At 40.0% G+C, this 23859-nt stretch carries 21 protein-coding genes and 1 pseudogene; 13 read left to right on the top strand and 9 right to left on the bottom strand.

The annotated features are described in order from the left end of the window. Positions 1-82: 82 nt before the first annotated feature. From hpsB to ACKTT2_RS08135, 6 genes are all read left to right on the top strand, one after another. The gene (gene hpsB, locus ACKTT2_RS08160; protein ID WP_407885507.1) at positions 83-817 is read left to right on the top strand and encodes a hormogonium polysaccharide secretion pseudopilin HpsB; all 735 of its coding nucleotides are present in this window, start codon (positions 83-85) and stop codon (positions 815-817) included. 29 nt (positions 818-846) lie between these two features. Beyond that, positions 847-1881 (top strand): hormogonium polysaccharide secretion pseudopilin HpsC, encoded by a 1035-nt coding sequence (hpsC, locus tag ACKTT2_RS08155; RefSeq protein ID WP_407885505.1) that lies wholly within the window; start codon positions 847-849, stop codon positions 1879-1881. 42 nt (positions 1882-1923) lie between these two features. Further along, positions 1924-2634 (top strand): prepilin-type N-terminal cleavage/methylation domain-containing protein, encoded by a 711-nt coding sequence (locus ACKTT2_RS08150; protein WP_407885503.1) that lies wholly within the window; start codon positions 1924-1926, stop codon positions 2632-2634. Positions 2635-2785: 151 nt separating this feature from the next. Next, positions 2786-3754, top strand: a complete 969-nt coding sequence (gene hpsE, locus ACKTT2_RS08145) for a hormogonium polysaccharide biosynthesis glycosyltransferase HpsE (RefSeq protein WP_407885501.1) — start codon at positions 2786-2788, stop codon at positions 3752-3754. A 23-nt stretch (positions 3755-3777) separates the two neighbouring features. Further along, complete coding sequence (gene hpsE, locus ACKTT2_RS08140; protein WP_407885499.1) at positions 3778-4782, top strand: hormogonium polysaccharide biosynthesis glycosyltransferase HpsE; 1005 nt, start codon at positions 3778-3780, stop codon at positions 4780-4782. 41 nt (positions 4783-4823) lie between these two features. Further along, complete coding sequence (locus ACKTT2_RS08135; RefSeq protein WP_407885497.1) at positions 4824-5795, top strand: glycosyltransferase; 972 nt, start codon at positions 4824-4826, stop codon at positions 5793-5795. Positions 5796-6006: 211 nt separating this feature from the next. Here the strand turns inward: ACKTT2_RS08135 and ACKTT2_RS08130 are convergent, their stop codons facing one another. Next, complete coding sequence (locus ACKTT2_RS08130) at positions 6007-6300, bottom strand: nucleotidyltransferase family protein (RefSeq protein ID WP_407885495.1); 294 nt, start codon at positions 6298-6300, stop codon at positions 6007-6009. Between the two features lie 220 nt (positions 6301-6520). Between ACKTT2_RS08130 and ACKTT2_RS08125 the strand changes: the two genes are divergently transcribed. Then, a complete protein-coding gene (locus ACKTT2_RS08125) occupies positions 6521-7099 on the top strand; it encodes a pilus assembly FimT family protein (protein WP_407885493.1) in 579 nt (192 codons plus the stop codon). A 203-nt stretch (positions 7100-7302) separates the two neighbouring features. Here ACKTT2_RS08125 and ACKTT2_RS08120 read toward each other — a convergent pair whose 3' ends face one another. From ACKTT2_RS08120 to pilM, 4 genes are all read right to left on the bottom strand, one after another. Then, positions 7303-9807: a secretin GspD/PilQ domain-containing protein gene (locus ACKTT2_RS08120; RefSeq protein ID WP_407885491.1), complete on the bottom strand. Its 2505-nt coding sequence runs from the start codon at positions 9805-9807 to the stop codon at positions 7303-7305. 869 nt (positions 9808-10676) lie between these two features. Beyond that, positions 10677-11423: a pilus assembly protein PilO gene (locus tag ACKTT2_RS08115; protein WP_407885489.1), complete on the bottom strand. Its 747-nt coding sequence runs from the start codon at positions 11421-11423 to the stop codon at positions 10677-10679. After that, positions 11420-12187 (bottom strand): PilN domain-containing protein, encoded by a 768-nt coding sequence (locus ACKTT2_RS08110; RefSeq protein ID WP_407885487.1) that lies wholly within the window; start codon positions 12185-12187, stop codon positions 11420-11422. The genes ACKTT2_RS08115 and ACKTT2_RS08110 overlap by 4 nt, the downstream gene beginning before the upstream one ends. 125 nt (positions 12188-12312) lie before the next feature. After that, on the bottom strand, positions 12313-13419 hold the full coding sequence (pilM, locus tag ACKTT2_RS08105; protein ID WP_407885485.1) for a type IV pilus assembly protein PilM: 1107 nt from the start codon (positions 13417-13419) through the stop codon (positions 12313-12315). Positions 13420-13759: 340 nt separating this feature from the next. Between pilM and ACKTT2_RS08100 the strand changes: the two genes are divergently transcribed. After that, a complete protein-coding gene (locus ACKTT2_RS08100; protein WP_407885483.1) occupies positions 13760-15058 on the top strand; it encodes an ABC transporter substrate-binding protein in 1299 nt (432 codons plus the stop codon). Here the strand turns inward: ACKTT2_RS08100 and ACKTT2_RS08095 are convergent. The 4 genes from ACKTT2_RS08095 to ACKTT2_RS08080 form a co-directional block, all read right to left on the bottom strand. Next, a complete protein-coding gene (locus ACKTT2_RS08095) occupies positions 14967-15254 on the bottom strand; it encodes a four helix bundle protein (protein WP_407885515.1) in 288 nt (95 codons plus the stop codon). The two genes, ACKTT2_RS08100 and ACKTT2_RS08095, sit on opposite strands and share 92 nt — an antisense overlap. A gap of 210 nt (positions 15255-15464) precedes the next feature. Next, on the bottom strand, positions 15465-16886 hold the full coding sequence (locus ACKTT2_RS08090) for a bifunctional folylpolyglutamate synthase/dihydrofolate synthase (RefSeq protein ID WP_407885481.1): 1422 nt from the start codon (positions 16884-16886) through the stop codon (positions 15465-15467). 288 nt (positions 16887-17174) lie between these two features. After that, complete coding sequence (locus tag ACKTT2_RS08085) at positions 17175-17300, bottom strand: photosystem II protein Y (protein ID WP_407885479.1); 126 nt, start codon at positions 17298-17300, stop codon at positions 17175-17177. 102 nt (positions 17301-17402) lie between these two features. Next, positions 17403-17906, bottom strand: a complete 504-nt coding sequence (locus ACKTT2_RS08080) for a gamma carbonic anhydrase family protein (protein WP_407885477.1) — start codon at positions 17904-17906, stop codon at positions 17403-17405. Between the two features lie 383 nt (positions 17907-18289). Between ACKTT2_RS08080 and ACKTT2_RS08075 the strand changes: the two genes are divergently transcribed. The 5 genes and pseudogenes from ACKTT2_RS08075 (at position 18290) to map (ending at position 23609) form a co-directional block, all read left to right on the top strand. Then, positions 18290-18799 (top strand): TIGR02652 family protein, encoded by a 510-nt coding sequence (locus ACKTT2_RS08075; protein ID WP_500691375.1) that lies wholly within the window; start codon positions 18290-18292, stop codon positions 18797-18799. A gap of 135 nt (positions 18800-18934) precedes the next feature. After that, positions 18935-19378, top strand: coding sequence for a VOC family protein (locus tag ACKTT2_RS08070; RefSeq protein WP_407885473.1), 444 nt, complete (start codon positions 18935-18937; stop codon positions 19376-19378). 131 nt (positions 19379-19509) lie between these two features. Then, positions 19510-22401, top strand: coding sequence for a M16 family metallopeptidase (locus ACKTT2_RS08065; RefSeq protein WP_407885471.1), 2892 nt, complete (start codon positions 19510-19512; stop codon positions 22399-22401). A gap of 131 nt (positions 22402-22532) precedes the next feature. Continuing rightward, positions 22533-22679, top strand: a pseudogene (locus tag ACKTT2_RS08060) (cupredoxin domain-containing protein); the annotation flags it as partial. A gap of 96 nt (positions 22680-22775) precedes the next feature. Then, positions 22776-23609 carry a type I methionyl aminopeptidase gene (map, locus tag ACKTT2_RS08055; RefSeq protein WP_407885469.1) on the top strand — a complete coding sequence of 278 codons (834 nt, stop codon included), beginning with the start codon at positions 22776-22778 and terminating at the stop codon, positions 23607-23609. Positions 23610-23859: the final 250 nt, after the last annotated feature.

The raw sequence follows: 23859 nt of genomic DNA, 5'->3' as shown, positions 1-23859 counted from the left end.
TATTTAGTGGAAAAAGTAAAAATTCTATACTCTCAACTTTATCTCCTTCTGCCTTCTACCCTCTTCTTGCACAGGAGTTACAATGATTAATTACAAAAAACTACAAACGAAACATTCGTCTGGAGAGTCTGGTTTTACCATAATTGAATCACTCGTAGCATTAATTATTGCTGCCGTTTTATTAACAGTGATCGCACCAGTGATTGTTCTTTCAACTGCAACTAGACTACAAGCACGACGTGTAGAACTGGCAACTCAAGCTGCCAAAACATATATTGATGGTGTCAAAACGGGAGTTATTACTCAACATCCTCCTATCACAACTGTGGAAACAGACTTTCTTGCTAATCCTCCCACAGAAACATCTCTTGCTTGCCCAACAGGAAATGCTTATTGTACTTCACCTTCTACATCATTGCCATCTTCTAAATATCTGCTGTATTGTATTGACGGTGATATAAATAATGGTGATCCAAATCTAGAAAAAGGATGTACCAATAACTCTAAAGACTTGATAATTCAGGTATTTGGTTATAACCAGCAAACAAACGATTCATTACGTGGATATCGTCTAGGATTGCGTGTATACAGAGCAGATGCTTTCAAGAGCGGCATAACTTTAAAAGCATCCAAGGAAAACATTAAACAACAACAAACTTTTACTGGAGGAACTGGCTTAACAGATGTTCAAGCCCCTCTACTAGAAATGACAACAGATCTAAGTCCTGAAACAACTTCATTTGATGACTTATGTAGACGATTAAAACCCAAATCGGCTCCTAGCAATCCCAATCCCAATCCTAACTCTCAATGCTAAACATCTACAATTAAAGGGGGATATACAGCATGAGTTCACTCCAATGGCTTTTTAGCAATCAGATAAAATACTCTAAACTTTTTCAAAAAGTTAGCAGTAGTGGTTTTACCTTGATTGAATTACTTGTAGCCATAGTTCTAGCCGCCCTAATTATCACTCCTTTGCTAGGATTTATGGTTAATGTTTTAGATGCAGATCGTAGAGAACAAGCAAAGACAAGTTCAGAACAAGAAATACAGAATGCGTTTGACTACATCAACCGTGATTTACAGCAAGCAGTATATATATATGATGCTGATGGATTGACAAGAAACTCAAATCCCACAACACCAAGTAGTTCAGGCATCAAAGATCAAATACCACCTGCATCGGAAACATCAGGAACATCAACAGTTGGTTGTTCAAATAGTAGCCTATGTCAACCAATTCTTGTGTTTTGGAAGAGGAAATACTTGAGAGATGTTATCGAATTTTCAGGAGGTACTGGAACAGACACAAAAGATGATACTTTTGTTTACTCATTAGTTGCTTACTACATTATTAAAGACAATAATACTACTTGGTCTAAAGCTGCTCGTATCGCTAGATTTGAAGTAAGCGATGGTATACAAGTTTCCAATGGTCAAACTTGTACTGGATATTCAGATACAACATATCTTGCAAAAACTGGTGGTGGTGCTTGGTGTCCTGACAAAGGTTTTAAGAGGTTTAATCTAAGTGAAACAGTTGGAGAGTTAAAGGACAAAATGAATACTTGGACAAAAGCTTCAAGTAACTATTCTGAAAACGCTTTGGTACTAATAGATTTTATCGATCAAACTGCTATTGGTTCATCTTTACCTACTTGCCCCTCTGGTTCTGGAATGCTTGTCTCTGGTAGTTTTATGGGTTTTTACGCTTGTATAAATTCTAATAATAGAAATTCAACAGCACAGATATTTATAAGAGGGAATGCACTTGCTCGTGTTCAAAATAATGATTTGGACTACAGTAAATCTCAAAAAAGTTATTTTCCCACTGCAAGTATTAGAGTACAAGGACGCGGATATTTATTTAATAAATGAGTCAAGAGAAAAGCAAAAGTATTAATACAATGGTAGATTTTTATGGTTAAAAAAAGTTTCAATTTATTACATATGAACGGTATTAACAAAAAAAATAAAAATCTATTTTTGATAAATAAGTGCTTTGTGTCTAAGCGTAATCAGCAAGACACAGGCTTTACTCTACTGGAAGTTTTAGTAGTGGTAGTGATGGTAGGAATTTTAGCAGCAATTGCTGCTCCAGCTTGGCTTAGTTTTGTTCAAAGACAACAAGTGAATAAGGCTAATGATACTGTTTTAGCTGCAATACAGGAAGCTCAACAACAAGCTAAAAAAACCAAAGTTAGTTATAGTATCAGTTTTAAAAAAAATCAAAATAAAATTGAGTTTGCCATTTATCCTACTAAAAAATTTGATGGTACAAATGTAAATTTTACAGACATCACAACCTGGAAGCCTTTAGGTGGAGATGTGGGAATGCAAGTAGGGCAATTACTCCTTGGGACAAATCTTAATGGTGAAAATACTGCTGGTAGCTCTGTTTCCTACACTTTAAGTACACCTACAAAAATTACATTTGACTACATGGCTACTCTACCAAATGCCAATTTTGGAACACCACTAACAGGTTCATCAGAACCACCTGGGTTAAAAGTTGTATTAGCTGTACCGAAATCGGTAAATTCTACAGATGCTGGAGATGTTAAACGTTGTGTTATTGTGAAAACTCTTTTAGGAGGAATGCGAACAGATAAAGATAGCAATTGTAACTAACTAATTTTTTAACTAAAAATTAAAATAGATTCCATGAAAATACTGAACCCTAAACATTATTTTGAGTGCAAACTTGAAACAAGCATAATTTTTGTTTCTAGATCTTAGATCGATAAACTAGTGATTTAACATTAAGTAAAAATTTTACGCTATGATTCAGAGCCTTGACTTTACTGTAGCTATTCCAACTTATAATGGTGCAAGTCGTTTGCCTGAATTGTTAGAACGATTGCAAAATCAATGTAATGTTGAGAATATTTCTTGGGAAGTTATTATCATAGATAATAATAGTACTGATGACACCGCTAATCTTATTAAAAATTATCAAAATAATTGGCAGTATTTATATTCTTTAAATTACTACTTTGAGGCACAACAAGGAGCAGGCTACGCTCGAAAACGTGCAGTTAAAGAAGCAAAAGGTAAGTTGATTGGTTTTTTGGATGATGATAACTTTCCAGTATTAAATTGGGTTGCAAGAGCTTATACTTTTGCTCAAAAACACCCTCTTGCTGGAGCTTTTTCTAGCCAAATTCATCCAGAATGGGAAGTAGAACCACCAGAAAACTTTCAACGGATAGCTCCATTTTTAGCAATTACAGAGCGTGGAGATATACCTTTACTTTACGAAAAACACAAAAAATTACTACCTCCTTCTGCAGGGCTTGTTGTTCGTAAACAAGCTTGGTTAGAGAGTGTACCTAGTCAAACCATTTTAACTGGTAGAGTGACTGGAAACACGTTAACTGGTGAAGACATAGAAATCTTATCTTATATTCAAAAACGTGGTTGGGAAATTTGGTATAATCCCGAAATGGAAATTTATCATAGAATACCAAATTGGCGCTTACAGAAAGAGTACCTAATTCCATTTTTCAGAGGTATTGGTCTGAGTCGTTATGTTACTAGAATGATAACTATAAAAACTTGGCTAAAACCATTATTTTTTTTAGCATATATCATTAATGACTTACGTAAAATATTACTACATTTACTTAAGTATAGATGGCAAGTTCAACAAGATTTAGTTGCAGCTTGTGAACTGCAACTTTTTATAAGTAGCTTGTTTAGCCCTTTTTATTTACTTATTAAAGGATATTTAAAAATAAATCATAATTAATAAGCGCAATAAATGATTAAAAAATGACTGAAATAGTAAACAAAAATTTAGATATCACAATAGCAGTACCTACATATAATAGGGCAAGCTATTTACCAAAACTATTAGAGCGTCTTTTCAATCAGATAGACGTAGAGCAACTTAATTGGGAAATTATTGTTATTGATAATAATAGTACTGACAATACATCGCAGTGTGTTCAAGATTATCAATCTAAACAACTAAGTAATTTGTCACTAAGATATTTTCTAGAAACTAAACAAGGAGCAGCCTTCGCAAGACTAAGAGCAGTTCGTGAAGCTAGAGGTTACTTAATTGGGTTTTTAGATGATGACAATCTACCTGCATTAAACTGGGTTGCACAAGCCTTTGTCTTTGCTAAAGAACATCCTCAAGCTGGTGCATGGAGCGGTCAAATTCATGGTGATTATGAAATAAAACCTCCAGCAGGATTTGAAAAAATTCAAGCTTTTTTGGCAATTAGAGAACATGGAGCGCAACCTCTTTTATTTAAGCCAGAGCATTTACAACTTCCTCCAGCAGCAGCACTTGTTGTTCGTAAGCAAGCGTGGTGTGATAATGTTCCGCAACAACCTCAATTGACTGGAAAGTTACCTGGTTTGTTAGTACAGGGTGATGACTACGAACCATTGCTGTATATACATAAAGCTGGTTGGAAAATATGGTACAACCCCAGTATGCATACTTACCATCAAATTCCAAGCCAAAGACTAGAAAAGGATTACTTATTAGATTTAGCTCGTGGTTGTGGTCTATGCATTTGTCAATTACGGTTAATCAATGCAAAAAGCTGGCAAAAACCTATAGTAATATTGAGAACATTTTTAGGTAATTTAGCTCGCTTTTCACAACATATGATGAAATATAAATTTAATTCTAAAAGTGATTTAATTTCTCTCTTTGAATTACAATTTTACTTTAGTAGTATGATGAGTCCTTTTTATTACTTAAAACAAATATGTAAAAAGAGATTAAAAAGTTTATATAAAATAAAAAGTAGTATTTAAGTATTTAGTTTAATCATCGTATTTAATTTGTTTAAATAAAAATGAATCAAGAGAAATCTCCATCACCACTAATTTCAGTCGTTATACCAGTTTTTAATGGTGAGAAAACTATTAAAGAAACTATTGTATCTGTACTACATCAGACTTTTGATAATTTTGAGTTAATTATTATTAATGATGGTTCAGAAGATTCAACTTTGGATGTAATTTCTCAAATTGACGACTCCAGAGTCAAAGTCTTTTCATATTCTCATACTAATGCAAACATAAGTCGTAATCGTGGTCTTTATTATTCAAGTGGAGAGTATGTTAGTTTTTTAGATGCAGACGATCTCTGGTTACCAGAAAAGCTAAATAGTCAGTTACTTGCTTTACAACAGAATGCAAATGCAATGGTTGCTTATAGCTGGACTGATTATATTGATGAATGTAGCCAGTTTGTAGTTTCTGGTACTCATACGACAGTAAATGGTAATGTCTATGAAAAACTGCTTGTAAGTAATTTTTTAGAGAATGGTTCTAATCCCTTAATACGCAGAGAAGCTTTAATTGCATTAGGTGGATTTGATGAATCTCTACCTGCTGCTCAAGATTGGGATATGTGGCTTCGATTAGCTCACAAGTACAATTTTGTTGCTGTACCTTCTGTACAAGTTTTATACAGAATAAGTGCTAATTCACTTTCTTCTAATCTTACCAGACAAGAAAAAGCTTGCTTGTTATTGCTTAATAAAGCATACAACAATAGTCCTGCTTCAAAACAATCTTTTCGGAAACAGAGCCTAGCAAATCTCTATAAATACCTTAGTTGTAGAGCTTTAGAACAACCTTTTAATCGACATAAAAGTAAAGCTGCTGCTATCTTCTTAATGAAGTATGTTATTTATAACTCTTCTAGGTTTAAGTATGCTAAAATGACGTTAATCATGCTAATAAAAATTCTTCTAATTCTTTTGTTACCTAAAATATTATATACAGCCGTTCTGACAAGCGCAAATAGAAAATTGAATTGATTTTTAATGTCATTTAAAAGAACTTTACCTTCAGATGTATATTGTTTACTCCCTTTCCGCTCTAAAATTACCGATCTTTGTAGGGTGGATACTGGCCACCGATAGAGAATGGTGGGCAGTGCCCACCCTACGTGTTTGGGTAATCTTCTGGCGAGAAGGGAGTAATTCTTGCAAGCGATCGCAATGTGATTAAGACAAATTCGACCGTCTTTTATAAAGGAATAGCCTCATGAAAGACTTTATCTTGAATAAAAGAATGTAAAGAATTAGTAGTTATTACATCAACTTTACGATTCAAGAAATTTTCCAAATCCTGAATTAAACCAACTGGAAACCAAGCTGTAATTTTCTGTATATCATAATCAATTAAAAAATCAATATCACTTGAGTCTGTTTCTTCTCCTCTAGCTACGCTTCCAAAAATCCGAACATTACAAGCTCCGTGTTTAGCCGCAATACTGATAATTTCTTCTCGGTTTTCTTGAAGAACTTCTTTTAACTTCATATCGAATTTTTCTGAAAGTTTTACAACTCCTTATTTTAAACCAATATTGATGTTTTTCGATCGAAGAGGTTTTACCTTCACCCACAAGAAAACTCTATACTGATTATCCGGATAGTAAAAAAGATACCAGTAAAGACGAATAGATACTTCTGGTAATTTTTTCATATCCAAATTAATGCAACCAAAGCTTTTCAAAAATTGCTCTAACAGTGGCTTCACTATGTTAGAGATTATCGTCATTGTTCTAATAATTAGTTTACTAAGTGCGATCGCAGTTCCTAGTTGGCTTGCCTTTATTGACATTCAACGACTGAAAACTGCCCAAGGTGAAGTTTATCAAGCCATACGCCAAGCACAAAGTTTAGCAACAAAGAACAAGTTAACCTGGCAAGTTAGTTTTCGAGAAAATAATGGCGTTGTGCAATGGGCAGTTCATCAAGCACAGGCTGACAAATTTCTCCCATATACTATTAGTGTCAACAATAATCTATGGCACAACTTGGATAGAAATATTCGGATTGATACAGAAAAAAATAATCAAGGAAAATCCGAGACAACATTACCAAACAATGCTTCAGCCCAAGCTTGGCGAGTCATATTTAATTACCAAGGCTGTCCAGTCTATCAAGTAGGAGATGAATGCACTCAAACATCACTGAGAACGCTAGGACAAATAACCTTTTCTACTAAAAATGGTGGCAAAGCAAAGCGTTGTGTTTATGTCTCTACAATATTAGGTGCAATGCGAACAGGAAAAGAGCATAGTAAAGCGAATGACAACGGCAAATATTGTTATTAAAATAATGACCATCATTATTCACTAATATCAAAAACCCAATTTCTTACAAAAACTATAACTTGTAACAGTTTAGGTTTTCGTTTAAAAACTGAGTTTTTATTTTTTTAATAAAAGTGCAAAATATTAGCTTTTCTAAGGAGAGCCTAGGAAAAGCTAATTCTATAGTAAAGAACAAGAGAAATAAAACAACCACACCTCGTCTTTTATTTCTTCGGGGTTTTCAATCCACGGCGTTCTAACATATTTCGGACTTCTGGACTTGGATTATAATCATAGCCGTAAGAAGACCTCTCTGAATCATCTAGAATTTGAGGTGTCAACAACACAATAACTTCATTACGTTGACTAGATTTGTTTGTCCTTCTGAATAAAGAACCAATGAGAGGAATATCACCCAAGATAGGTATTTTGGATACATTAACTCTGTCTGAATCTTGAATAATACCACTCAGAATTAGTGTTTGACCATCTCTTAGACGGATTAGACCAGACTGAAGAGATCTTTCAGCAATCAAAATAACTCGCCCAGCGTTTTCGACTCTTTCTTCACCTGAAGGTGCTTTGACAACAGGTGCAACTGATAGACCAACAAAACCATTATCGTCAATCCGCTCAATTTTCACACCCAAAGTTAATCCAACATTAGCCTTCTCAATTGTGATTGTTTCTCTAGAGCTACCAGCAGTGTCAGTAATTTCTCGTTTTAAATTTCCTACAACTTCCTGAGTTAAATTGACCTGAGCCTGTTGACCTTCTTGTACAATCAAAGTCGGGTCAGTCAAAATCTTAGCATTGCCATTAGTAACTTGAGCCTGCAAGCTAAGAAGGAAACGTTTGGGGTACTGAAACAAAGAAGGTAGTGCTGCTGTTGCGGTTCCATACGCTCCAGGTTGAAAGTTGGTTGCTACTGTATTTGGTCCGCCTGGAGTTGTTGGAGGATTTACAGTTGTAGTTGTTATATTGGGAGTCCCTCGTGTAATGTCTGTAATACCAGCTTTAAAGGGATCTCCTGAACGCCCTGCTACACGATTGTAAAATGGTTGAGATCCTCCCGGTACTTCGTTAACATTGAATTGACCATTCACAGTATTATTAAATACCGTTCTTTCGCCGATTCCAGTATCTGGAATTCGAGTAGAATTGTTTAGATCGATGAAAGTGTTAGAACCTGCATAAGGATTGGCAACAGTATTTGGACTCAACCCACTAGTTGCGTTTGCTGCCGAAGTTGGATTGAAACCACCAAAATTTAAAGCAGCTGCACCGCCATCGTTGACAAAGAAGTTATTGCCAACACCAAAAGAAAAGCTAGTGTTAAAGTCTTTAGCACCTAAGAGATTAACATCAATGATTTTGACATTTACGGCAACTTGACGGCGACGAATATCTAGCTGAGTTAGTTGAGCTAGTGCCATCTCAACTAGTTTAGGTGGTCCAACAAGGGTAATTGAGTTAGTGCGTTGATCGCCTGACGCTTGCAAACCTCGCAGTAAGGGCTTTGAGTCTTGAAACTCAGTTCGTAAAGTCTCTACTCTTAGTTCTGTTGTTGTCTGAGTTTGAGTGACTGCCGAATTAGCAGCACCGCCGACGGGGACAGCATTAACACTTGTTACCAATCGTTCGCGAGTGATGGCACTTTCTGCTCCTAAAGCAACCAAAAAACTCAAAGCCGTATCTACTTGTACTTGATTTAAACGCACGTTACGCATTACAAGGTCACGGGTCGCATTTGGCAATTTAGGACCAACAAAAACTGTACGCCCACTGCGATTACCTTCCAAGCCACTCAAGCGCAAGACATAGTTAAACACATCTTGCACTGGCTCATTTTCTATATCCAAAGAAATTGTCGGTCCTTCACCTGCATTCGCCCCACCTTGACCTCCTTGTTGTTGTCCTTGTCCTCCAGCTGCATTATTTGCAAAAGCTAAGTTAAGACCAGCAGCACGAGCAAGTAGAGATAACACTTCACGTACAGGAGCATCTCTCAACACCAAACGCGGAACTCGTTCTTGCGTTCCTAGATCGATAACACTTGGAGAAGCATCCATGTTTGATATCGCAATATCTCCAACTGGTGGCGCAACGGCTCTAGGTAAGAAAGGTGGAGCCTGATTCAGACTCGGATCGACTCCAGATGCAGGTGCAGGTGCGCCATTCACAGTCACTTTTGGGTTAGGAACCAAAACCTCTGGCTGTTGATTTTGACTGGGTGGAACTGGAATGGGAGTTGCAGCTTGTTGACTTGGCGTCTTGCTTGCTGTCTGTGATGGCGATCGCGGAGCCTGTGCTTGGGTTCCATCAGATGGTGCAAAGCTGAGAGTAATTTGGTCTTGCTTTCTCACCACAGGTTGGCTAGTAGGAGCGCCTTTACTTCCTGTTACAACAACCCGAATGCTATTGGCATCAAGCTGATTGATAGCAACTGAAGCAATTCCCGGTGCGGGATTATCTTGACGAAAGCTATTACCTTTTGATAAACGGAGTTGAGTATTAATAATATCTGCAACTAGAGTATTACCTCTTTGTGTTGTAAAAACCTGTGGGCGAGAGCCAGAGGAAGTTGTTAAGACAACATTCACTCCGCCGTCAGCAGGACTTAGTTTGACTCCAGTAATTTGACTAACTTGTGCCATGACTGGCTGAGCCGCTATCATCGCGATCGCGGCAACACCAAATGCTAAACCATTACCGTGAAGCTGTTTCACAGTTCATTCCTCACATTAAACACTATTTATTTCAGTGACCTGTGACCAGTAACCAGTGACTAGTGTTGTATATTGTAGAAGTCACTAAATTGGTTTATCGAAAAAACTAAATTGTTTCATTTGTTCAACTTTTCTACTTTTAGGTATGTAGATTAATTGGTTACTGGTTACTGCTCACTGATTACTGGTCACTGGTTACTGCTCACTGACTTATATTTCCCGTAAAAGTTAGAAAATTAACAGTTTTTTTGCTTTCGGGATTGTTAAATTTAGTTTCTCATGAAGCTATTTGAATTTGTGCCGTAGAATTACTGAAGAATTGGGGATTGGAAGATGTTTGTAAAGTCTACCATTGTATCAAGATCCCCCCTAGCCCCCCTTAAAAAGGCTACGGTGTACACACAAGTCTCTTAAAGTACCTTCATTTTCGATCCCCCCTAGCCCCCCTTAAAAAGGCTACGGTGTACACAAGTTATATTTACCCCCCTTAATCCCCCCTTATAAAGGGGGGAAACGCAAAATCTAGTTCCCTCCCCTTGCCAAGGGGAGGGCTAGGGTGGGGTAAATAAGGTCAAACCTCCGTTTGTGAACTATTTCAGACTTCTGTGTACACCGTAGCCTTAAAAAGGGGGGAAAATCTTGAAAGTCCCCCTTTTTAAGGAGGATCTTGATGTGTTTATTTACCCAATATTCACCAACATTTAATTAGCCCGCGTAGGCGGGCTTCGTTTGTATAGCCGAGGCAGCGCGTTGCGGGGGTTCCCCCCGTTGAAGCGCCTGCCGTCCATATTTCCAATGTGAGGGCGATATGGTTAAGCATTGCTCACCATTCAATGTTGGTGGGCAATGCCCACCCTACTGGTCACTGGTCACTGCTTACTGGTCACTGTATCTTGTGGAGTCATAGGCATCAATGCCTGTATCTGGAAATTAGTACTGATGGCTTTAGGACCGATCCGACGTACTTTTTTACCTGGTTCATCAGCAGTTTCAGGTGCCAATGCTGCTTGATAGTCTTTCACCAACAACAAAGGCTGTAACCGTTCTATATTGCGAAGAATGGATTGTGTTTGTTCGTAAGTTCCAATAATTTCAATATTGATGCTCCGACGTTTTAACTTTCCATCCACAAGAGGACCAAAAGTTCCATCAGTAATCGGTTCTGCTTTTTCGCCAGTAGGCGCATATTTCTTGAGTTTTGCTCTCACTGCACCAAAAGGAATTTGACTGTTACCAGACTCAACTAATCGATTTAAATCTAGCAGCAATGTATCTAAGGTTTTCTCATTAGCAAACAAACCCATTACCTGGACTTGTTGCACTTTTGCTTGATTCTGCTCTTCTTGAATCTTACCAATTTGTTTAATAGCAACTTTCTTTTGCTCGATATCTGTTTGCAATTCCGTCTGTTTGGTTTGCTGCTGCTGAAACATATCCCAAGATGGCATCAGCATATTCATTGCCATGAAGGCTGCACCAGCAATTCCCAAACACCCTACAATAATTCCACTGACTTTTGGTGTCAGGGAAATTCCAAAAACAACGGGGTAGCTAGGTGCTGAGGCTGCACCAAAATCTCCACCCTGTTCAAAACTTATATCTTCACTCACCGTCATTTTTGAAGGACTCCTGTTTTTTGCAGATTGCGAATTCGAGAAACCAGTCCTACTGTGCCTTTTTGCTCTAATTCCCGCATTAATTCGGAAGCCGGAACATCACTCATACTCGATTGAATCGTGTATCTAACTATTTGAGGTGGTTTAAAACCTTGTGGAAGCGTTACCCCAGCTGGTACTGGTGCATCGATTAACTCTGCTGTCGTAATTCTTGTCTCAGTCCCCTTTAAAAACCGAGACTGCTGTAAAGTCAGCATAAAATCATTAACTTGATTGAAAGAACGCGCAACGCCTACAATTTCTATACCTCCAGCAGGGTTTGGGGCTGGCTGTCCTGCCACTGGTGCGGATGGTGCTATTTGTTTAATAGTTTCAATTTGTACTGTTTTAGGAATGCGATCGCGCAAATCCTGTAACATAGCAGACCAAGGGCGTATCTGGTCAAAAACCGTAACCAAAGCCTGAGTTTCCTGCTTAATTTTGTTAGTTTCTTCCTTAATCTTATTAATACTACCTATTTGTCCCTCAAGAGATTGTTTCTCTTGTTCGAGTTGTACAATAGCTTGTCCCAACTCCGCATTTTTAGACTCCAAGATCCACCAACTCGTTCCTATAAGAATAGGTAAAGCCAAACCCGCACCCACCCCTATATAAAGAGGAGTTAAATCTCCAGCTGGGAGAGAAATCTTACCTCGTGGCTTCTTTTCAGAAGTTTTATTATAAGCTGGGCGGTCTTTCAGAAAATTAATATCTAAACTATACATTCCATCACACCCTTTCCTTAAGTATTTAACTAAAACGCTGCTGTATTGCTAAGTACAATGCCCAATCGCCAATCCCCAATCCCCAATCGCCAATCCCCAATCGCCAATCCCCAATCGCCAATCCTTTACACCTCTCTCATTCCCAAACCAAGCACAATCCCCAAACCAGGACGTTCAGAAGTTGGGTATTTTTCCTCATCAACTTGTAAAGACAACGCGCCCACCGGATCGATTTGAGTTGTAGGTAAACTCAATCGTTGTGTAAAGAACTCATCAAGCTGACCTAGCCCGCCACCCGGTCCAGCCAGTAAAATCTGAGCCACCTCCAGATTTTCACTTTGATTGAGATAAAAATCGATAGAACGACGCAACTCATCCGTCAGTTCTCCCAACACCCTAATAACCGCCGCCATACCTGGATTAATCTCAGTCACCCCAGTCTTCCCACCATCTACAGGCGTAGAAGGAATAGACATTCCTTGCAACAACTCCATATCTCGCGAGACAGGTAAATTCATTGCTTTTGATAAAGCAAGCTGCATTTGATAAGTCCCGATAGGTACAGTTCGAGAAAATTGTGGCACACCGTTCACAACGATCGCAATTTCCGTGCTATCAAACTCTATATCCACAAGCACGGCTGCTTCTTGCGGACCATATTGTCGGAGTTGGTCGCGGATTGTCCGAATCAGAGCAAAACTGTTAATCTCCAAAACATCGATTTGCAATCCTGCCTGTTCAAACGTACTAATATAGGTATCAGTCACTTCCTTGCGAGTCGCAACCAAAAGCACCTGAACCTTTTCAATTCCGTCGTCATCTACAAAATACCCAAGTTTCTGATAATCTACATCAGCCTCCTCACGAGGATAAGGTAAATACAAACCAGCTTCGTGATTCAGAACCATCTCCCGGAGTTCTTTATCATCCAACTCAGCAGGAACGGGAATCAGACGCACGATAGAATCGCGTCCCGGTACAGAAGTCGCAACACGCGAAGCCTTAATCTTACTATTTGCCAATACCTGCTGAATCAATTGCGCCATTGTTGGCGGGTCAGTAATTTGACCATCTACCACCACACCTTCAGGAACAGGTACTGATATTAAATTTTCTAACTTCACACCTTGACCTTGCTTGCGGATTTGAGCTAAATTGACCCGTTGCGGTGCAATTTCGATGCCCACTCCACCCTTAGATTTATTAAATAGATTATTAAGTTGTTTAACCACAGGTTTACCACCGGAGCACTCAGTAAAAAAATGAATAATATAAAAAGATTAATATGAAGATCCCTGTTTCTCCCCCCGTTATATTACCTAAAAGTGTAGAAATGCCCTTAGTCATTTGTCCATTATCTTTTGTTCCATACTAAGAGGACGTCTAACAAGTTTTTAGTGATGTATTACAGTTTTGCAGATCCCCCTAAATCCCCCTTAAAAAGGGGGACTTTCAGAGTATTTCCCCCCTTAAAAAGGGGGGCTAGGGGGGATCGTGCATAGAATTTGATACTTCAAGAGACATTCTCTAATGACAAATGACAAATGACTAAGAACAAAGGACAAACGTAAAATGATTCAAATTCACAAATTCAAAAAATTTACTATTTGGTTACTATTCGGTTTATTAACCAGTTGGATTGTTAGTTGTGGTACAGCAAATATCAGCACAAACACAAAACAAGCATCATCAGCAGCAGCAAAGGTTGAGTTTTGGACAATGCAACTCCAACCTCAATTCACCGACTACTTCAAAAGCCTCATAACATCCTTCGAGTCACAAAACCCTGGTACAAAAGTTACCTGGATTGATGTCCCTTGGACTGCAATGGAAAACAAGATATTAACAGCTGTCTCCGCAAAAACGCCACCCGATGTTGTTAACTTAAACCCAGACTTTGCCTCTCAACTAGCAGGACGCAATGCCTGGTTAGATTTAGATGCCAAAGTTCCTTCTTCTGTTCGTTCCTCCTACTTACCAAACATTTGGAAAGCCAGTACCCTCAATGGAAAGAGTTTTGGTATTCCCTGGTATCTCACCACGCGGTTAACCATTTATAACACCGATTTATTAAAACAGGCAGGTATTACTAAAACACCCGTTACCTACACTGAATTAGCACAGGTAGCGCAACAAGTTAAAGAAAAAACAGGTAAATACGCCTTCTTTACAACATTCGTGCCTCAAGATTCTGGTGAAGTTCTAGAATCTTTAGTCCAAATGGGAGTCACCTTAGTCGATGCTGAAGGAAAAGCAGCCTTTAACTCTCCACAAGGCAAAGCAGCATTCCAATACTGGGTAGACTTATACAAAAAAGGGCTACTACCCAGAGAAGTCCTCACACAAGGACACCGCCACGCCATAGACTTGTATCAAGCAGGAGAAACAGCATTACTCTTTTCAGGCGGAGAGTTTCTAGAGACAGTTGGTAAAAACGCACCTACCATAGCCAAAGTTTCTGCAACAGCCCCCCAAGTTACTGGTGAAACAGGCAAAAAAAATGTTGCCGTCATGAACGTTGTGATACCTAGAGACAGCAAACAACCTGACGCTGCCCTCAAATTTGCCCTATATCTTACCAACGACAACAACCAACTTACCTTTGCCAAAGCAGCAGGAGTTCTGCCTTCGACAGTCAAATCACTTTCTGATAGTTACTTTAAAGATGTACCAACTAACGCCTCAACGTTAGATAAAGCAAGAGTAATTAGCGCTCAAGAGTTGCAACAAGCTGACGTTTTAACTCCGAGATTAAAAGATATAAAACGTTTGCAAAAGACTATTTACGAAAACTTACAAGCAGCAATGCTAGGCGAGAAAACAGTCGATAAAGCTGTTGAAGATGCAGCAAGTGAGTGGAATAATCAGTGACCAGTGACCAGTGACCAGTGACCAGTGACCAGTGGTCATCTGGTTTACTGGTTTTGAGTATACTCCAGAGCATTGTGCTAATTTCTTCAGCATCTTTATAAAGACTGTCAAAGGCTTTTGGAGTAATGTATCTTGTATCTTTCAATAAATAAAGCCAGTATTTAGTTTCTAAACATTCTTTATAAGCTATTGACATTTTAGCTCTAAAGTCTGCTCTAGAGGTTGTTTGAAAAGTGATTAGTTGTGATTTTAATCGCATTATTACCCCCCTTCATCCCCCCGATGTATTGGGGGGAAACAAGAAAAATCCGGTTCCCTCCCCAATACATCGGGGAGGGTTAGGGAGGGGTAAAAAATATTTAATACATCAATCATGACTTTTCAAACATCCTCTAAAACTGATCGCTCACAGCTCACTGCTCGTTGCTAAAAAATGACCAACAAGATATAGCGAACCACACAAAATCACTAGATTACCTTTTGATGAAGCAAAAGTTGCTTCTAAGGCTGAAGATAAATCAGGATAAGTACTGCAGTCTGACAACTCCGGGCAAACATCCCAAGCAATCTTCGCTAATTCGTTAGGACGGGCTGTAATCGCATCTGGTACTGGAACAAGAAACACGCGATCGCCTGGTCGGAGTAAAATTTTGAAAATATCAGCGTGGTCTTTTTTTGCCAACATTCCCACAATCCAATCAACTTGAATTTCAGATTTTAGATTTTGGATTGTAGATTGAGTATCGAAGTTTGGAATTTCCCAATCTCCAGTTCCCAGTCCCCAGTTCCCAATCCTCAGTCCCCAGTCCTCAATCGCCAATCCATCAACATAATCGCGCAAAGCTTGAGCACCACCAACATTATGAGCACCGTCTAACAATAATTGATGATTTTTCCACTTCGTCCATTGAAGTCTTCCCAACCACTTGGTTTTTGCCATCCCATTGATAATGGCTTCCTCAGAAATTTTCCAACCTTGTTCTTGCAAAACTTCCACAGCCGCTAGTGCTACAGCAGAGTTTATTAACTGAATCTGCCCCTGCAACACTAACGGATATTTGATGGATTGGCGATTGGGTAATGGCGATTGGGGATTGGGTGTTGGGGATTGTAAGAAATAATCCTTTGCCCCTTGCCCAATTTCCCATTCAGCCCATCCGGGGGAAACTTGACGTGCTGGCTGAGGTGCAATAATTGGACATCCTAACTCTAAAGCACGCGATCGCACAACTTCTTCTGCATCTGGTGGCAAAACACCGATAACAGCAGGGCATCCCGGTTTAAAAATACCCGCTTTTTCGCGGGCAATATCGGTGAGATTGGGACCGAGTTTTTGCCAATGGTCGCGACTGATAGAAGTAATAATAGTTACAAGAGGGTTCGAGCAGACGTTGGTTGCATCCAAGCGCCCTCCAAGTCCCACCTCTATCACCGCCAAATCCACCTTTTGCCTTGCGAAATACAACCAAGCAGCAGCAGTAATTACCTCAAACTGAGTTGGAGATTGCTCTTCTGGATCGATTACCTCTATCACTTCGGATAACAAATGGCAAAATTCTTCAGCAGAAATTGGTTGTTCGTTTAGGCAAATGCGTTCCGTCCAATGAACCAAATGGGGTGAGATAAAACGTCCCGTGCGATAGCCCGCCTCAGTCAAAATGGAAGAAAGGTAAGCACAAACCGAACCTTTCCCATTTGTACCAGTTACGTGAACGATTGGTACTTGATGATGGGGATTGCCCAAATTTGCTAGCAGCTTAAAAACGGAATCCAATCCGAGACGGACTCCAAAGTGATGAAAGGGTTTTAAGAGAGAGTCAATATCCACAAGAGTTTGTTTTGGCGATTGGCGATTGGCGATTGGCGATTGGGGATTGAAGATCTAGCTTGAAGTAACTGCAAGCACCATTTTCTCAAAGGAAAGTTTTAGTCTCAGTTTTACCCCACCCTAGCCCTCCCCGATGGATTGGGGAGGGAACCGGAATCTAGTTTCCCCCCCTTCTAAGGGGGGATTAAGGGAGGTAAATTCAGGCATCAGATTCAGACACGCTGAAAACCGACTGTTCTCGTTCAGAAAAACAGTCGGAGTAACCATGTTTAATTCAAGAATCTACCTTTAAGCTTCCCTATTTAAAAAGCTTTGCAATTGTCTTAAAGCCGCTGCACCAATGTTGAACACAGCCCAGCTAGCAGCAACCACGATTGGCGCTAAAACAATGACTACACGAAAATCAAGATCCATATCTAATCCTCTTTTAAGTAGAAATTAAAGTTTTATCAACTGCTCTCATTTTTATTTTTATCTGAAGTGGTCAACTTTTCTCAAATGTTTTGTAAAAAATATTTACAATTTCCCAGCATGCTCCAAAGCTAACTTTTTGTAACGTTCGGCGTGTTCGAGCAAATCGGCTGCTTCAGATCCAGATATTTGACGTACCACTTTGCCAGGAACACCAAGTACAAGAGACAAAGGTGGTACATCCTTTGTAACGACAGCACCCGCTCCAATAATACTGCCTGTACCTACGCGCACTCCATCTAGAACGATCGCGCCAATGCCAATTAAACTACCACGTTCGATGTATGCTGAGTGTATTACAGCACGATGCCCCACGGTAACGCGATCTTCTAAGATTGTTGGTTTACCAGGATCGCCATGCAATACCACTCCATCCTGAATATTGGTACATTCACCAATTTCTATGCGTTCTACATCTCCTCTAATCACTGCTCCATACCAAATGCTCGCATCCGCTCCTACTGTGACCGAACCTATGACGACTGCATTAGCAGCTACAAAAGCCGCTTGAGAAAGATCGGGACTAGACCAATGGAATGCTGTAGACACGATAGAATATTAATTAGGGTACTCAGGCGATCTGAAGGAACTCCAACCTTAAAGTAGGTTGCAAAATTTTAGAATATCACGGTTGTAGAACATAAGATAAGAAGAAGGCAGAAGGCAGGAGGCAGAAGGCAGAAGGAATGTATGAGGATTCAAACTCAAACTAATCAAAGATACCGTGTAGACGATGGGGTTTTAAACTCCTTTGGCAGAGGAAAAGCAGACCCAAAGGTATTATTTATTACCTCTAATGCTTACTCTGCCTTCTGCCTTCTGCCCTCGGCCCTCTGCCTTTCCCCGATCGATACCCAAATGAGGTAGAGCGGAAGTGTAAAAAAAAACAACGTTATAGGTAAATACAAGTATATGTTTTTGAGCACTTCATGATGAACCTAGGCTTGCAGTACCCCATATTTGGCCCCGAAATACAGTGTCCCCACTGCCGTCAAACAATCCCGGCTTTGACACTTACAGATACTTATTTATGTCCCCGGCACGGCGCTTTTGAAGCAAATCCCAAAAATGGAGAGTTAATCCATTTACAGTCAGGGCGTCACTGGCGTAGGTGGAATGGTGAATGGTATCGGCAACATACACATCCCGATGGCATTCGGTTTGAAATTCATGAAGCACTAGACAAGCTATATACCCAAGGCTACCGAGCAACAAGGGTCATCATTGCTAGACGCTATCAAGAATTGATGAGTGGCTACTTAGAACGTAGTACCCCCTGGCGTTCCGGACAATCGGAAACAACATCGGCTCGACTTTATGGTTTACCAGTAGAGTTTAGCCCTGAAAAGTCAGAGGAACCCTGTTGGGAAGTTATCAATTTTGACTTGGAAAAAGAACCCGGTGTCCCAGTCCGCTATCCTTATTTCCGATTGTTTGAATAATGGTTAGTAGTTAGTGGTTAGTTGATAGTAGTCAAAACAACTAACCCTCCGGGTTCGCCAGTTCCCTGCGGCGGGAAACCCGCCTTCAGGACTGGACTCACCACTAACTACTAACCACTAACCACTCATTAAATAATGCACCACGCTTCTATTCGTACCGCGAATATTCATAGAGCGATCGCATTCTACGAACAACTTGGGTTTACAGTTTGCGAACGCTTCACTACTGGTTATACCTTAGCTTGTTGGATGGAAGGGCTAGGGGGGAGAATCGAACTGATTCAAATACCCCAACCCAAACCAGCCCCAGATGCTTTTGAAGACGAACACTATGTCGGGTATTATCACTTATCTTTTGATGTTACTGATATCGCACCAGATTTACCCAGTTGGCTAACAGATTTAAAAGAACGTTTTATTATCGGGGCGCAAAATAACTCGGAACTGTTACAACCACTTAAAGTTTTGTTAGAACCAACACAACAACAAATTGGGAATCGTATTTATGAAGTTACTTTTATTGCGGATACGGATGGTTTACCTTTAGAATTTATTCGTATTTTATCCACACTCACCTAGTTGAACTTCCTATTTTTTGCCAGTAGAATATTTAACTCTCTACTGTGTTGTTAGAGCAACAACATGGTTAGAGAAATTAAAATATAGTCTACAAATCTGTAATCAAAGTTACAGATATATTAATAGAATATATGAGTGTGTTGCCAAAATCTTATCGGTATCGTTTTCAGATCTTACTATTGAGTGTTTTAATTACAGTGCTTTTACTCGGTAACGATTCAGCCTACAGCCAATTGATACAAAAAAATACATTGGTAAGTACACCCAAAACCATTTCTAGAGAAACATTATCTTCGTCAGTGACAGAAAATGTCCAAAAGACGTTGTTGCAAAATGGACTGACTGTCTTAACAAAAGAAGTCCATTCTAACCCTGTCGTAACAGTACAAGTTTGGTACAAAGTGGGATCGCGAAATGAAGAATTCGGATTGAATGGCATAGCTCACCAATTGGAGCATATGCTCTTTAGAGGGACAAAGAACCGCCCCATTCAATTTGGTAAATTATTCAGTGCTTTAGGCAGTGACTCCAATGCTTTCACAAGCCACGACCAAACGGCGTACTATAACACAGCGGAACGCGATAAACTAAAAGCTTTATTAGTACTAGAAGCAGACAGAATGCAAAATTCTGTCATTGATGACAAGCAACTAGCAAGCGAAAAGCGGATTGTTATTTCTGAACTTCAAGGATACGAAAACGAACCAGAGTATAGATTAAGCCGTGCAGTTATGCAGGCTGTGTTTCCCAACCATCCCTATGGGTTATCAGTCGGTGGTACTAAGGATGATGTGGAAAAGTTTCAAACCAAGCAGGTACAAAAGTACTATCAAAACTTCTATAGTCCAGATAATGCCGTGCTAGTCATTGTTGGTGATTTTCAAACCGAACCAACATTAAATTTAGTTAAAGAAATATTTGGGAAAATACCTAGCACCCCCCAACCCAAAAACCAAAATCCCTCAATCCCCATTGCCCCTTATCGCCAGAGGGAACCCCACCTGCCCCTTATCCCCAAAGGGGGCCCCTACCTTCCCCAATCCCCCATCGCCAATCGCCAATCCCCCATCGCCACTCCCCTCGTTCTCAAAGAACCAGGATCGGCAGCACTACTACACGCCGTCTATCCATTACCTGATGTCAATCATCCAGATGTTCCCGCACTTGATGTCATGGACTATGTTTTGACGGGTGGACGCAATGCACGTCTCTATCAAGGATTGGTGGATTCGGGGTTGGCAAATGATGTTTCAGCATCTGTTATTAGTTTGCTAGCAGGAGGCTGGTATGAATTATCAGTGACAGCTTCGCCAAAGCAAGACTTGAAACAAATTGATTCTTTGCTCAAAAGTGCGATCGCTAAACTGATAAAGAAAGGAGTCACATCAGTTGAAGTTAACCGCGCTAAAGTTCAGTTGGAAGCCTCTCTCATTCTTGGTAACCGAGATATTACTAGTCAAGGGATGCAACTCGGTAATGATGAGACAACTGCGGGCGATTATCAGTATACGGAACGTTATTTAACAGCCGTGCGTCAGGTGACGACGGCAGATGTACAGCGCGTTGCTAAAAAATATCTCCAACCAGAAGCCAGTGTAGCGGGATTTTTTGAACCAACTCAAGCCAAAGGAAAAAGAAAAGACAAAGCGAGTCAGCAACATTCTACTCTTGTCGCTGAAAACTTTTCGTCAGAATCATCAGCAACAAAGGAAGAAGTAGAAAAATACTTACCATTTATTGATTCGGAAGAAAAAATTTCCGAGACGACTGTTTCTGAAGTGTTACCAGAACAATTCACATTGCCTAATGGTTTGCGGGTATTACTTTTTCCCGACCCCAGTTCGCCTACAGTCACCTTAAGTGGTTACATTAAAGCAGGCAAAGAATTCGATCCCGATAACAAAGCAGGGCTTGCATCTCTTGTAGCAGAGAATTTAGTGAATGGAACTAAAACAAAAGATGCTTTGACTTTAGCCAAAGTTTTAGAGGACAGAGGAGCGAGTTTGGAGTTTGAGACATTTCGTGAAGGTGTGCGGCTTGAAGGGAGTGCTGTGGCATCCGATTTGCCAGTTTTAGTACATACTTTGGCGGATACTGTCAAAAATGCAACTTTTCCAAGCAAAGAGTTGGAACTCACTCGCAAACAAGCATTAATTGCCCTGAAGCAAGAATTAGACGATCCTTCAGAAGTAGCAGAAAGAACATTTGTTCAATCTGTGTACCCAGAAAAACACCCATTACACAAATTTCCCACAGAAAAAAGTTTGCGTCTCCTTAAACGTCAAGATGTTGTTGAATTTAAGGAAAAACACTACCGCCCGGACACCACAGTTCTCGCACTCTTAGGGAATTTTCCTGTCGCTGAAGTAGAAGCACTAATTAAAAAAGAGTTCGGGGATTGGCATAGTATCGGTCAACCACCAGAATTACAGTACCCAAAAGTATCCCTTCCAGAAAAAGTTATTAGCATTAACCCAATTCTTCCCGGTAAAGCTCAAGCTATCACTTACATGGGGAATCAAGGGATTAACCGTAAAGATCCTCGATTCTACTCTGCTTTGGTGTTAAATCAGATTTTGGGAGGCGATACCTTATCAAGTCGCTTGGGGTCAGAAGTACGCGATCGCGAAGGATTAACCTACGGAATTTATAGTAACTTTTTAGCAGGGAAAAATTCTGGAACATTTTTAATTGAAATGCAAACCAGCCCTGAAGATACCCGACAAGCAATTGCCAGAACCCGCGAACTGCTACAACAAATTCATCAACAAGGCGTTACGACTGAGGAAATTGAGACAGCTAAACGTAATTTGATTGGCAATTACGTTGTTTCTCTAGCAAATCCAGAGGAATTAGTCAATAGAATTTTGATGAACGAGGTGTATGGGTTGGATAAAGAAGAGTTGCGCTCTTTCACAGCAAAAATTCAAGCAGTCTCAATCGAGCAAGTGAATCAAGCCGCTCGCGAGCTACTGTATCCAGATAAAATTATTGTAGTGACGGCGGGACCGTCAGTTCAGTGACCAGTGACCAGTGACCAGTGACCAGTGACCAGTAGGGTGGGCACTGCCCACCATTTTGTTGTGTGGCATAGCCCTACCTACTATGTATTTAGTAGGGGTTGCAGGGGAGGAAAAAAAGGCAAAACCCGACAATTCGCGAACTCGAACTGAAACCAAAAGCGGAAGCAGAATAGTTTTTTGTACCGTTAAAACCAGGAATATATAGTTTGCGCTGTTCCATACCGGGACATACGGAAGCAGGAAAGATCGGCGAGATTGCGATATTTGCCGAGCATTGAGAGTGGAAAATAAGCTAACTTAGAAATATAAGTAATGTTTCTCAATAGATAGAAGAATCATTGACACGTTGGCACTAGGCGCAAAAAAAGACACTCATGAACATTCTCAGTCACCTGCTTTCTCAACCAGCTCAGAGCAACCGTCAAACAGAAAAAAAACAGCGTCGGGGAATTGAAATTAAATCCCCGCGTGAAATAGAAATTATGCGGGAGTCCGCAAAAATAGTGGCAACCGTGCTAAAAGAAATTTCCGAGTTGGTCAAGCCAGGGATGACCACAGCCGACTTAGATGCTCATGCCGAAAAACGCATCCGTGAAATGGGTGCAACGCCTAGCTTCAAAGGATACCATGGTTTTAAAGGTTCTATTTGTTCCAGTATCAATAATGAAGTTGTACACGGCATACCTAGTGCAAAAAAAGTTATTCGTGCTGGAGACGTTTTAAAAGTAGATACAGGCGCATATTATCAAGGTTTTCATGGCGATTCTTGCATTACAATTGCAGTTGGTGAGGTCACTCCAGAAGCTGCTCGTTTGATTCGTGTTGCTGAAGAAGCCCTGTATAAAGGTATCGAACAAGTCAAAGCCGGAAACTACCTCATGGATATTGCAGGAGCAATTGAAGATCACGTCAAAGCTAATAAGTTTTACGTGGTAGAAGATTTTACCGGACACGGTGTTGGTCGTAATTTACACGAAGAACCTTCCGTTTTTAATTTCCGCACTCGTGATATGCCAAATGTTAAATTACGTGCTGGAATGACACTGGCAATTGAGCCAATTTTGAATGCTGGGTCTAAGTTTACACGGATATTATCAGATCGTTGGACAGCAGTTACAGTTGACAATTCTTTATCGGCTCAGTTCGAGCATACCGTATTGGTCACAGAGACAGGCTATGAGATTTTGACAGATCGTACAAAGCTTTAAAAAGAAGAGAACTTCCAAATAAAAAATATCCCAAAATTTCTGGTGAAATTTCTTGTGGTGCGGGCGTCCTCGCCCGCAATTTTATAGTTGTAATACCATTTCACCAAATGATTGCTACACATGATTGCCCCTCCTTAGCCCCCTTAGTAAGCTGCGGTCGGGTTGTACACACAAGTCGAAATTACCCCCTTAGTCCCCCCGATGGATTGGGGGGAAACAGAAAATCTAGTTCCCTCCCCTTTACAAGGGG

The sequence above is a fragment of the Scytonema hankhaensis NUACC26 genome (assembly GCF_045865695.1).
Lineage (GTDB): Bacteria > Cyanobacteriota > Cyanobacteriia > Cyanobacteriales > Nostocaceae > Scytonema.
The sequence above is the reverse complement of the archived record's forward strand: the minus strand, read 5'-3'. Positions and strand labels throughout refer to the sequence as shown.

Coding starts and splice junctions, on each gene's coding strand:
- ACKTT2_RS08065 (WP_407885471.1), top strand. CDS start 19,510: ATGAGTGTGTTGCCAAAATCTTATCGGTATCGTTTTCAGATCTTACTA.
- ACKTT2_RS08110 (WP_407885487.1), bottom strand. CDS start 12,187: ATGTATAGTTTAGATATTAATTTTCTGAAAGACCGCCCAGCTTATAAT.
- ACKTT2_RS08070 (WP_407885473.1), top strand. CDS start 18,935: ATGCACCACGCTTCTATTCGTACCGCGAATATTCATAGAGCGATCGCA.
- map (WP_407885469.1), top strand. CDS start 22,776: ATGAACATTCTCAGTCACCTGCTTTCTCAACCAGCTCAGAGCAACCGT.
- ACKTT2_RS08075 (WP_500691375.1), top strand. CDS start 18,290: ATGAACCTAGGCTTGCAGTACCCCATATTTGGCCCCGAAATACAGTGT.
- ACKTT2_RS08150 (WP_407885503.1), top strand. CDS start 1,924: ATGGTTAAAAAAAGTTTCAATTTATTACATATGAACGGTATTAACAAA.
- ACKTT2_RS08085 (WP_407885479.1), bottom strand. CDS start 17,300: ATGGATCTTGATTTTCGTGTAGTCATTGTTTTAGCGCCAATCGTGGTT.
- hpsC (WP_407885505.1), top strand. CDS start 847: ATGAGTTCACTCCAATGGCTTTTTAGCAATCAGATAAAATACTCTAAA.
- ACKTT2_RS08135 (WP_407885497.1), top strand. CDS start 4,824: ATGAATCAAGAGAAATCTCCATCACCACTAATTTCAGTCGTTATACCA.
- ACKTT2_RS08095 (WP_407885515.1), bottom strand. CDS start 15,254: ATGTCAATAGCTTATAAAGAATGTTTAGAAACTAAATACTGGCTTTAT.
- hpsB (WP_407885507.1), top strand. CDS start 83: ATGATTAATTACAAAAAACTACAAACGAAACATTCGTCTGGAGAGTCT.
- ACKTT2_RS08100 (WP_407885483.1), top strand. CDS start 13,760: ATGATTCAAATTCACAAATTCAAAAAATTTACTATTTGGTTACTATTC.
- hpsE (WP_407885499.1), top strand. CDS start 3,778: ATGACTGAAATAGTAAACAAAAATTTAGATATCACAATAGCAGTACCT.
- ACKTT2_RS08125 (WP_407885493.1), top strand. CDS start 6,521: ATGTTAGAGATTATCGTCATTGTTCTAATAATTAGTTTACTAAGTGCG.
- ACKTT2_RS08115 (WP_407885489.1), bottom strand. CDS start 11,423: ATGACGGTGAGTGAAGATATAAGTTTTGAACAGGGTGGAGATTTTGGT.
- ACKTT2_RS08130 (WP_407885495.1), bottom strand. CDS start 6,300: ATGAAGTTAAAAGAAGTTCTTCAAGAAAACCGAGAAGAAATTATCAGT.
- hpsE (WP_407885501.1), top strand. CDS start 2,786: ATGATTCAGAGCCTTGACTTTACTGTAGCTATTCCAACTTATAATGGT.